Here is a 10,577-nt window from a genome sequence, read left to right as displayed (position 1 = left end):
TGATATGTATATCAAGTTTTATAATGAGAAGAGATACCAAATAAAATTAAAAGGCTTGCCTCCTCTTGAATTCAGAAAGCAAGTCTCATAATAATATTTATTGTCCAACTTCAGGGGCACACGTCAGCTATCTCGATGAAGAGATCGAAATCGAAAAAGAAAAAGGGATCTTTACCGATAAAAAGCGAGGGTTGCTATCAAAATTAAAACGCTTTGTTAGCAAGCAAAAATCCCTTGGTTGCTAGTATTAAACAATACCTCTAACACCCCACCATAGGAAACCAATTGTTAGTAATCCAATTGTTTGAATAAGGAATTTTACTATCATTGGCTTTGCAAATTCTTTAGTTGACATAAGGCCAAATGAGAAGGCAACCATGTAAACTGTAACTTCATATGCAAATAAGAGCTGTGAGATACCCTGGAATACGCTATAAACCATACCATATGGGTTGAATGAGAGATCCTGACAGATTTGAGCAAGAGGCTCGCCAAGGACACTCATTACAGCTGCAGGAGTCATGATGAAGTTAAGGAATACTGATAAGAAATAGGTTGCAGCAAAGAATACTTTATTTGACATATTCTGTAGCAATGGAAGTGCAATTGTAGAGATAAACTTACCAAAACCTGCTGCAGCACCAGCTGTACCGATAGTCATACATGCTGCAACAAAGAAGATACCACCCCATGATACCTTGCTAAAGTCCTTTGCATCACCAATCTCAATACCTGGTAAGAATGGTGCTGTAATTACAAATACAAAGCCATACATCATACCAAGCTTATGAATAGAGTTAGTAAAGAGATATAGGATGAAGAGAATTAGGATTGTAAGCATCTTCTTATCCTTATCAGTCCAAGCACCAAGCTCCTTAAGCTTTTCATCAAAGAATGTAGTTTCACCAAGCTGTTCCTTTGGTCTACATAAGAATGCTGTAGCAATTGTTGTTAAAACAAGAGGAATGATGAATACCCAGTTATCCATAAAGTAGGTAAAGTAATCGATTGGCATTGGTGATACTGTAGCTGCATTCTTAAATACAATTGCAATATAGCCTGGTGAATAGATAAAGAAGTTTGAATCGTGATATACAAAAGTACAAGTTAATAATAGACCTGCAGCTCCCTTACCCTTTAAGTTAAGAGCCTTACACATACCATATACAATTGCAATTACAGATACTAGAGCTAAGATACCCTGCATCAATACTCTTGCTACAATTGAAATTAATGCAACACCAAATACTAATGCAATGTAGTTACCGTTACACTTTGAAGCCATCTTATATGCAATTCTTTCAAGAATAGTAGTTTTCTGAATAAGAACTACAAGAATAAAGCAACAAAGAGTCATCCATACTGCTTCACTTGTCCAGTTTGAAAGAGCTTGGCTTAATGAACAAACCTTTAATAGAGGATAAGCAAACATCAAGATAATAGATGATGTAACATTGTTAAGAAGATTAAATGCTAGTAATAAAATTCCACTTACTGTAATAGCAAGGAACATACTTAAGGTTGGAGTCCATAGCTCTCCTGTTGGAAAGAGCTTAACTAGAACGAATGATAATATTACGATAATCCACTGAATACTTTTTTTTGATAATTTTCCCATTTTCATTTCCTTTAGAGAGCTAATTTAAAAATAGCCATATAGTCATCCTTACCCTTTACTGGCTGGTACCACTTGCTGCCATCGGCTGTTGCAACTAAATCATCAACAACAGGGATAATGTCTTCGAGAGTAATAAGTGCGTCTTCCCCTCTCTTTTTCTTCATCTGTGATAACCTTGTAGGAAGTCCAAGCTCAGAAATAAATGACTCGTAGCACTTAATTGCTTCATTAGCTGCTGTGTAATCATCTAAGGAAGGGTCAACACCCCATACGACCTTTCCCCAATGAGCAAACTTTGGAGCAGTTTTATCTGTAAGTGCGTACTTATAATAAGCGAGAGAAACAATTCCAATACCAGCACCATGAACAACTGCATCGATATGAGCTGAAAGCATATGCTCAATTGTGTGGATGATTGTTGCAACATTACTTCTACCAAAGGAAGAGATTTGCATAATAGAAAGCTCACTAGCCCAAAGTAATTCTGCTCTAGCGTCGTAATCCTTAGGATTCATCATTGCTCTTCTACCCGCATGGATAGCTGATTTCTGAATACCTTCTGAGATCGAATCCTGTAGAGCCATTGTTGAAGAGAAATATGTCTCAAGAGTATGTGACATAATATCGATAATTCCACATGCTGTCTGAAATGGTGGAACAGAGAATGTGTAGGTAGGATCAACAATAGCTACAGCAGGTCTGTTGATAGGATTTCGAAGACCAATCTTTCTCTTTTCATCTATATTTGATACTACAGCTGACCAAGATACCTCAGCACCAGCAGCTGCAAGTGTTGGGATACAAATTACAGGTAATGTTTTCTCTACCTTTCTCTTTCCACAGTAGAAATCCCAAACATCATCCTCACCGTAGAATCCAAAGCCAATAGCCTTACCTGTGTCGATGGTTGAACCACCACCTGCTGCAATAATTACAGCCTCACCCATCTCTCTAACCTTTTTAATACCATTATTAATAGTGGTGTGCTTTGGATTTGGCTCAATACCTGAAAATTCAGTGTATTCAATTCCATTGCTAGCTAGAGAATTAACAATCTCTTGATAAAGCCCTGAGGCCTTAACAGGGATATCATCGTATACGAATAGGACCTTATTGCCATAGCGTTTTACTGTATCTGCTAAATGTGTTGATACAGCACCCTTACCAAACAATATTTTGGTTCCAATATTGTAATTGAAGTTTTCCATTACTCCTCCATAAAAATATGGATAAAATTTTATCTATTAGAGCAACTCTAAAGTAAATATACTTTAGATAAAAAATTATTTTTATAATTTTAATTACTTATAATTAAAGAAATTAATCAAATTATTAAATAACTAAGCCAGAAAAATATAAAAGCATTTACTTTGAAAAATAAATTAGAGCTACTCTAATATTGAAGAGCAATATTCATATGCTTATTATAGTGCTATGAGTGACCAAGAAAAATTAGAGCTATTTGAAAAAATGTTAAAGGATATAAAAGAAAGCTATCTTAGAGAGAAGGTTGAAATAGATAGATTAAAGGAGGAAGGAAAGGAGAAAAGTGCAACCTATAAGCACTATCTTGGTAATAGACTTCTATATAATTGGGTCTTAGGAAAATATAAGGAATATGGGTTAATTAAAGATGAAGATCTCAAGAGTTTTTAATCTTTTACTACTCATTTTTCCAATACTAGCTTTTATTTCTTACACTTATTCCTCTGTAGCACTAACAATTACCTTTTTAACCTTTACATATCATATTTGGATGAGAGCTATTTGTGGTGCTATATTCTCTATATTGACGTACTCCCACGGGCAAGCCAATGGGAATCTGGCCATGGTAACGACGGCTGCGTCCCGAAGGATGTCTTACACCGTCTCTGGCCCGCGAGACCCGTCCGGCCTCGCCTTATAGTTTAGGCGTCCTTCGCCTGTTCCATTCGGTTCATGATACGCTTTGCCTCAGCGAGTATGTTCACCGCAGCATTCACGTCCCTGTCGTGATACACCCCGCATTCCGGGCATGTCCACTCACGGATACTGAGGTCTTTGGTGCTCGGCCACACATGTCCGCATGCAGAGCAGGTTTGGGACGACGGGTAGTACCGTCCAATCCTGATGACCCTGGTCCCGTACTTTCGGGCACACCACTCTAGGATTTCCACAAACTCTGAAAACGCATAGTCGTGGACCTTGCGTCCCCACATCCTCGCCATACCCTTGATATTAAGGTCTTCTATGGCTATGACGCCGTACCTTGAACAGAGTTCATGGCTTAGCTTCCAGAACCAGTCCCTGCGTCTGTTCGCGATGTCCTGGTGCCTGCGGTACAGTGCCTTCAGTGCACTCTCGTATCCGTTGCTTCCCATCACCTTACGGCTTAGGGCACGGCTGGCCTTGCGGATGTCTGCCACGCCTTGTCTGAAAAACTCCGGGGATCTGATTACACTGCCGTCCGACAGCGTAAGAAACATCTTGAGTCCGAAGTCCATGCCGACTTCACCGCGTCCGTCCCTGGCTTCACGCATGGTGGCGGGGCTGTCGGTGGTGACGTAGACGAAGAACTCTCCGAGTATGCTACGCTTTACCGTTACGGTCTTGATTTCAATCCGCTCCAGGAGTCCGTCATAGGAGTCCCAGTATCTGTAGATGTGTCCGTTTATGCTTATGCGTCCGTCAGGAAGGAACTTGTATCCCGCCTGTTTGTAGGTGACGCTTTTGTACTTTTTGACCTTGCGACGACGCGGTGGCGAACATTTGACTCCCTTCTCCCTGTTAGTGAAAAACAGCCGGTACGCCCTGTATATCCTGTCGGTTATCTCCTGTACCGCCTGACTTCCCACATAACGCCAGTGGTGGTTTTCATCCACGTTGCGAAGACCACGGAGCTGTTTCTGGAGTTCGTATTTATCCAAAAGCTTCCCTGTTTCGGTATAGTGGTTCTGTATGATTGTCAGTGCTGTGTTGTATATGATCCCGGCGATATTTATCATATCACTAAGGTATCCAAAGTCGTCGCTGTTGTACAGTTTTACCGTCAGTGTTCGCATGACATCATTATAGCACATTTTATGGCATTACGCATTACCGCCTTTCATCTCACGGCCAAGGTGCGTGGGCTTTCTCGGCGGTTAATTTGTAAAGGATTTAGAACAGCTATATATAAATATGCTCCACTCAGAATTAGTACACATAGCAATTGTAATTCTTAGCTATATTCCACTAATAATCTCAATATTTTGGTCATATCTTAATGATAGTATTTTAATATTTTTAATTACCTCTGTTTTATCATCACTAATGGATATGAGCTTTGTAGTGGCTCAAAGATATAATAGTCCAAGAGTTAAAAGATTAATGTCTCTTATTGTAAAAGAACATTAATAAAGCACTTGAGAATATTATTAGGTATCCAAATAAGGAGTAAATATCTGGTACCTGGGAAAGGAATATAAAGCCCCAAAGTGCAGAGAATATTACTGTGAAGTAATCGAATATTGAAATTTCCTTACTTGGTGCACATCTGTAAGCCCAGGTTATTCCAAATTGTCCAAAGGTTGCACCTAAGGCAGCAACAGATAGTAATAAAACTTGCTTTAAGGACATTGGTGCATGATCATTAATTACAAAAGGTATTGCGATTATAGTTGAAACAAGAGAAAAGCCTAATACAACCTGACTTGATGGCATTCCTCTCTTACCGAGTCCTCTGACACAGGCATAGGCAGCACCTGCTGCTATTCCTCCAATTATACCAACAATTGAGGCTCCTAGACTCTCAGTAAATTCCATAGTTGGTTTAACTATAAATAGCAAACCTATAAAAGCAATTAAGACAAACATATATTGTTTCCAGCTTGTCTTCTCTCTTAAAAATATTGCAGATAATATTAGTGTAAAAAATGGAGCAAGCTTATTAAGCATTGATGCGTCAGAAATCATCATATGGTCTAGAGCATAGAAGTTAGCAAAGAGTCCAATTGACCCTAAGGAGGCTCTTAATAGTAGTAAGCCTAAATCACCAATTTGGGTATCAAGCTTATCACCACTTTTTAAGAACATAATTGCAGATACTATTAAAGCTCCTGCATTTCTAAATAGTGCTTTTTGAAAGGTTGGTAAATCACCTGCAAGGGTGACACATAAATTCATTACAGAAAATCCAAAGGCTGAAACAATAATAAAAAATATTCCCTTTGTTACACTGCTACTCTTATCCATGGCTAAATAGAATAGACCATTTAAATTATTTTTGCACCTAAGAAAGCATTAATTTTATATTTAATAGCAATATAGTGATGAATACTTGATAATTTCTTTCAAAAAAGATAAATTGTCTTCGCTAGGGTGATATTTTCGATCTAAGGAGAGATGTCCGAGTGGTCGAAGGTGCACGATTGGAAGTCGTGTAAGGTCAAAAGCCTTCGGGGGTTCGAATCCCCCTCTCTCCGTAGAAGGACTTTGCAATGTAGCTTGCAGAGTCTTTTTTTGTACTCAAAGAAAATAAAAAAAGCGACAAATGAGCTAGGTCACATATAACATCCTCTGACCGCTGCTACATTCCTGTCCTGACGGGGTTGGGAGGCGTATATTGCCTAGGATCTGTCGCTATAGAAGCTTTAGGAGTCGAACCTAATTAAAATCCAAGACTTCTTCTCATAATATGAATGATTTTTTGACTTTTGAAAAGGGGGTGATGGCTCTTAGACTGTTTTTCATGATATACTTCGACCAAGAAGGAGTCAAAATGGCATACGAAGTAACTGCAACTAGAAAAAGACCACAAGCATTTGAAAAGCTAGTAGGACAAGAATTTGTTGTATCTACAATAGAAAATGCTATCTCAAGTGGCAGAATAGCTCATGCCTATCTCTTCTCTGGACCAAGAGGTGTCGGAAAGACCTCTTCTGCACGATTACTTGCTAAAGCCTTAAACTGTGAGCATGGTCCAACAGCACACCCTTGTGGAGAGTGTGTTTCCTGTAAGGAGATTACTCAAGGCTATAGTGTTGATGTAATCGAAATCGATGGTGCCTCAAATACAAGCGTAAATGATATTAGAGTAATTAAGGATGAGGTATTATTCCCTCCTCAGTCCTCAAGATATAAAATCTATATCATCGACGAAGTTCATATGCTTAGTACTAGTGCATTCAATGCACTTCTTAAAACTATCGAGGAACCACCTGAGTATATTATTTTTATATTTGCAACAACAGAGCTTCAAAAGGTTCCAGCAACTATCCGTTCTCGCTGTCAGCAATTCCATTTCCAGCTAATTCCTCTTGAAACTATTAAGGGATGCTTAAGAGAAGCGGCTCAGGAGATGAATATTAAAGCAGATGATGATGCCCTCTTCTGGATAGCAAGAGAGGGTAATGGCTCTATGCGTGATGCCTACACTCTTTTCGACCAAGTTGCAGCCTTTTCACAAGACCACATCACATTAGAAAAGATTAAAAATAAATTAGGCTTTGTCGGTAGTGACCAAATTGCAAATATTGTTCTTGCCGCTTTAAAGAATAATGTTTCTACAGCAATAACAGAATTAAATAAGATATTTTCAAAGGGAATCTCTGTTGAGCAATGCGTTAGGGATTTAACTCAATTCTTCCGAGCAATACTATTTATTAAGCAAGGTATTACAAATGAAGAAATGCTTAATATGAGGACTGAAGAAATCCCAGATGAGGTATTAGCACTGCTATCAGCTAATCAAGCAGAGGCTGCTTTAAGGAGTCTCTTACAGCTTTATAGAGAAATTAGATACTCTATTTCACCAAAATTTGAGGCAGAGCTTTTTATCTCTCGTCTATCAGGACTTCCTTTCCTTGTTTCATCTCAGGAGCTTGTTAAAAAGCTTGATGAATTAAAGAAAAATGTTACAGAGGGTAAGGTTACTGTTGTAAAGGAAAAAGAGCTTTCAATAGTCTCCTCAAATGTAGTGCCAGCTAAAGTTGAAAAACCAATAGAGCAAGCTACTATAGCTGTAGAAGAAAAGCAAATTGAGCAAGCTACTCCAGCTATAGAAGAAAAGCAAAAGGAGCCTCAGGAGAGTAATAATAAGAGAGTACCTACTCTTGAGGATATTAAAGCTATCTCTAATATGGATGATATTGAAAGTGTTTTTGGACTACAAAATGCACTTGATAATGTAAATACAGTTGCTCTTTCAGAGGATGGTTGTCTAGAGCTTAGAACAGACTCTCCGCTACCTGCTAAGACAATTAGAAATAACTCTAAGCTAATTAATGAGCTCTTATTTAAGCTCACTGGGTTTGAGGGTGGAATTAATAGTTTTTATTGTGAGAAGCCTAAGGAAAAGATAAATCCAACCCTAGAAAAGATTGCAACCTGCTTTAGAGGAACGATTATCAAAAACGATTAATAGGAGAATTATTATGCAAAACCCTTTTGGAATTAATTTTGAACAGCTACAGCAAAAGGTTAAGGAGCTCGAAAGCTCAATGGAAAAGCTTAGTGTAGTAGGCTCCTCTGGTGCTGGTATGGTTGATATAACAATAAATGGCAAAAACAGAGTATTAAATGTTTCTATTTCAGATCAAGCATATTCACTAGGTGATAAATCAACCTTAGAGGTCCTAATTGCTGCTGCAATAAATGATGCAATGCAAAAGCTAGAGACATCAAAGCTTTCACAGGCTCAGGATTTTGGTGGGCTCTTTGGTCAAAACGTATGAATGCTCTTGAAAATCTAATAAAGCAGCTTTCTAGGCTTCCTGGTGTTGGCTCAAAAAGTGCAACTAGAATGGCTTATCACCTACTGAAGTGTGATAGCTCCTATAATGAAAAGCTCTCAGAGGCAATTGGTACAATAAAAGAAAAAATACATAAGTGCTCTATCTGTGGCTCATACACAGAAGCTGACCCTTGTCCACTTTGTTCAGATCCAAAGAGAGACCAAGCACTTCTTTGTGTTGTTGAGCAGCCACAGGATGTAATGACTATAGTAAATAGTGGTATATATAATGGACTCTTTCACGTTTTAGGTGGTGCTATAGATCCTTTAAATGGTATTGGACCAGATGATTTATCATTTAAGGAGCTAAAGGATAGAATTTCAAATGGAAATTTTAAAGAGGTAATAATTGCAACTAACCCGACAGAGGAAGGTGATACCACAGCACTATACATTAGACATATTCTTTCTGGAAGTAATGTTACTGTATCAAGGCTTGCAGCAGGCCTTCCTATCGGAGGAGATTTAGAGTATGCAGATAGGCTTACTCTTGCTCGTTCAATTAAGGGTAGGATTAGCTTTTAAAAGTATGCATTATAGAAATAAAAGCCATTATTCTCTATAACCCCCTTTAATTCCTTTCTATAAAGATATCCACTGTTGTAGTGGCCTGCCACTATAACAGGAAGGTATTCAAAGGAATAAAGCTGGAGAGTATTCCAAATATCTAGTGCCTCCTCAATTGTCTGAGAGCTATTTAAATGACCTAATAGCTCCTGTAGATATTCATCATCGGACCACCCAGCATATTCAGGATCATAAAATAGCTTTAGAGATGGAACAGGCACACTAGTCATTGCAGTTATACAAAGATCATATTTATCAGCATCATTTCTATAAGCCATCATAGTTGACCAATCAACAATGATAACCTCTACCTTCATTCCTATTTTCTCAAGCTCAGATTTAATGAATAAAGCACTTTTATCCATATTTGATAAATTACTAGAAAGTATAGTAAATACCTCATTACTATAATCATTCTCTTCTAAGATTTCCTTTGCTTTATTCTTATCATTGATATTATGGTATTTCTCTAAGCCATCAACGAGCCATGTTTTTTGCCACTCTTCCATATAGCTTGGGTTCATAGTATATCCCTCTGCTCCATAGCAGGACCTCATAACACCATTTAAATCTAAGGCAGTGTTTACAGCATTTCTGATATATTGATTCTTAGCTAAAGGTCCCCTTTTATTAAATAGGAGTACAAATGAGCCAGCTTCATCTCCTAATGAGAGGACTAAATCATCATTTTTTCTAAGTCTTTCGAAATCAGAACTCATTACATCGTTTATAAAATCATACTTTCCACTCTCAAGTCCTAGAGTCCTAACTACACTATCAGGGACAAAGAAGTATTTTAAATTCTCTATATATGCCTTCTTTTCACCTTTATATTCTTTGAATTTTTTAAGAGTTACACATTGCCCTGATTCATAGCTATCAAATACATATGGACCAGTTCCAATATATGAAGTTAAAAATCCCTTTTCATCTGTTTGTACTAAAGATTCCTTTGCAAGAATAACTGCAGCATATGGACTTGATGCCATTATTTGGTCAAAGAAAATTACAGGATTATCAAAGCTAATTGAAACCTCATCATCGCTATATGTAAAGCGAGATGTGCCAGCTATATTTCTTATTGCTGAGTAGTACTCGATCCATCTATTTAGTGATAGCGCTACATCCTCTGCTGTTAAAGCTCTTGAATTATGAAGCTTTACCTCCTTCTTTATCTTAAAGCTCCAAGTTCTACCACCATTTTCTTGAGTGTAGCTCTCAGCTAAAGTACAAACTACCCTTCCATTTTCATCTAAATCTATTAGTCTCTCTAATGTGTTGCCACATAATATATATCTTATTACTTGAGATGAGTTTCTATGAACATCTAGAGTTGGCATCTCTTGAGATAGAGCAATATTAATTGTATCCCTTGGTTTTTCAACCTTGCAGGATAGTAGTAAACATAATAAAAATATAGCGAGTAATAATTTCTTCATTAAAAATTAATATATCATTGATACATAATCGAGTAGGTAGGCCCCGTTGGGGCTTTCCTCTCACACCACCGTACATACCGGTCTGGTATACGGCGGTTCAAATGAATACAAACTCCGACTGAGAGTTGTATGTCCTATCCAATAGGCGTCTTTCTCTGTGAAGACGCTTATATTCTCCCTCGATATCAACCAAGTTGAATTT

Annotated in this window: 11 protein-coding genes, 1 tRNA gene and 1 other RNA gene; 7 read left to right on the top strand and 6 right to left on the bottom strand. The window is 37.9% G+C overall.

Translation table 11 applies throughout. The features are described from left to right. Window positions 1-4: 4 nt before the first annotated feature. On the top strand, window positions 5-91 hold the full coding sequence (locus tag FYJ80_RS12320) for an IS3 family transposase (protein WP_206361083.1): 87 nt from the start codon (window positions 5-7) through the stop codon (window positions 89-91). Window positions 92-247: 156 nt separating this feature from the next. Here FYJ80_RS12320 and FYJ80_RS11170 read toward each other — a convergent pair whose 3' ends face one another. Next, the gene (locus FYJ80_RS11170; protein WP_206361082.1) at window positions 248-1,618 is read right to left on the bottom strand and encodes an SLC13 family permease; all 1,371 of its coding nucleotides are present in this window, start codon (window positions 1,616-1,618) and stop codon (window positions 248-250) included. A gap of 11 nt (window positions 1,619-1,629) precedes the next feature. Continuing rightward, on the bottom strand, window positions 1,630-2,826 hold the full coding sequence (locus FYJ80_RS11165) for an iron-containing alcohol dehydrogenase (protein WP_154426931.1): 1,197 nt from the start codon (window positions 2,824-2,826) through the stop codon (window positions 1,630-1,632). 226 nt (window positions 2,827-3,052) lie between these two features. On the opposite strand from FYJ80_RS11165, the gene FYJ80_RS11160 reads away from it, so the two are divergent. After that, window positions 3,053-3,274 carry a hypothetical protein gene (locus FYJ80_RS11160; protein WP_154426929.1) on the top strand — a complete coding sequence of 74 codons (222 nt, stop codon included), beginning with the start codon at window positions 3,053-3,055 and terminating at the stop codon, window positions 3,272-3,274. Between the two features lie 251 nt (window positions 3,275-3,525). On the opposite strand, the gene FYJ80_RS11155 is transcribed toward FYJ80_RS11160, so the two are convergent. Continuing rightward, the gene (locus FYJ80_RS11155; protein ID WP_206361081.1) at window positions 3,526-4,659 is read right to left on the bottom strand and encodes an RNA-guided endonuclease InsQ/TnpB family protein; all 1,134 of its coding nucleotides are present in this window, start codon (window positions 4,657-4,659) and stop codon (window positions 3,526-3,528) included. 118 nt (window positions 4,660-4,777) lie between these two features. On the opposite strand from FYJ80_RS11155, the gene FYJ80_RS12315 reads away from it, so the two are divergent. Next, entirely contained in the window at window positions 4,778-4,993 is a 216-nt protein-coding gene (locus FYJ80_RS12315; RefSeq protein WP_407921440.1) for a glycosyl-4,4'-diaponeurosporenoate acyltransferase CrtO family protein, read from the top strand. Here the strand turns inward: FYJ80_RS12315 and FYJ80_RS11150 are convergent. Continuing rightward, window positions 4,964-5,830, bottom strand: coding sequence for a DMT family transporter (locus tag FYJ80_RS11150; RefSeq protein WP_154426925.1), 867 nt, complete (start codon window positions 5,828-5,830; stop codon window positions 4,964-4,966). The genes FYJ80_RS12315 and FYJ80_RS11150 overlap by 30 nt on opposite strands. 144 nt (window positions 5,831-5,974) lie before the next feature. Here FYJ80_RS11150 and FYJ80_RS11145 point away from each other — a divergent pair. After that, window positions 5,975-6,060 (top strand) — tRNA-Ser (locus tag FYJ80_RS11145). A 59-nt stretch (window positions 6,061-6,119) separates the two neighbouring features. On the opposite strand, the gene ffs is transcribed toward FYJ80_RS11145, so the two are convergent. After that, window positions 6,120-6,217: signal recognition particle sRNA small type (gene ffs, locus FYJ80_RS11140), an RNA gene on the bottom strand. A 139-nt stretch (window positions 6,218-6,356) separates the two neighbouring features. Between ffs and dnaX the strand changes: the two genes are divergently transcribed. Genes dnaX through recR form a run of 3 tightly spaced genes read left to right on the top strand, consistent with a single transcriptional unit; the run spans window position 6,357 to window position 8,894 of the window. Beyond that, a complete protein-coding gene (gene dnaX / locus FYJ80_RS11135) occupies window positions 6,357-7,997 on the top strand; it encodes a DNA polymerase III subunit gamma/tau (RefSeq protein ID WP_154426923.1) in 1,641 nt (546 codons plus the stop codon). Between the two features lie 13 nt (window positions 7,998-8,010). Further along, on the top strand, window positions 8,011-8,310 hold the full coding sequence (locus tag FYJ80_RS11130) for a YbaB/EbfC family nucleoid-associated protein (protein WP_154426919.1): 300 nt from the start codon (window positions 8,011-8,013) through the stop codon (window positions 8,308-8,310). Continuing rightward, on the top strand, window positions 8,307-8,894 hold the full coding sequence (recR, locus tag FYJ80_RS11125) for a recombination mediator RecR (protein WP_154426917.1): 588 nt from the start codon (window positions 8,307-8,309) through the stop codon (window positions 8,892-8,894). The genes FYJ80_RS11130 and recR overlap by 4 nt, the downstream gene beginning before the upstream one ends. Here recR and FYJ80_RS11120 read toward each other — a convergent pair. Continuing rightward, window positions 8,891-10,375: an ABC transporter substrate-binding protein gene (locus FYJ80_RS11120; RefSeq protein WP_154426915.1), complete on the bottom strand. Its 1,485-nt coding sequence runs from the start codon at window positions 10,373-10,375 to the stop codon at window positions 8,891-8,893. The genes recR and FYJ80_RS11120 overlap by 4 nt on opposite strands. Window positions 10,376-10,577 lie beyond the last annotated feature (202 nt).

Origin of the sequence: Bullifex porci (assembly GCF_009695635.1) — a bacterium.
Lineage (GTDB): Bacteria > Spirochaetota > Spirochaetia > Sphaerochaetales > Sphaerochaetaceae > Bullifex > Bullifex porci.
Note: the sequence above shows the minus strand (reverse complement) of the source record. Positions and strands in the feature narration are given on the sequence as shown.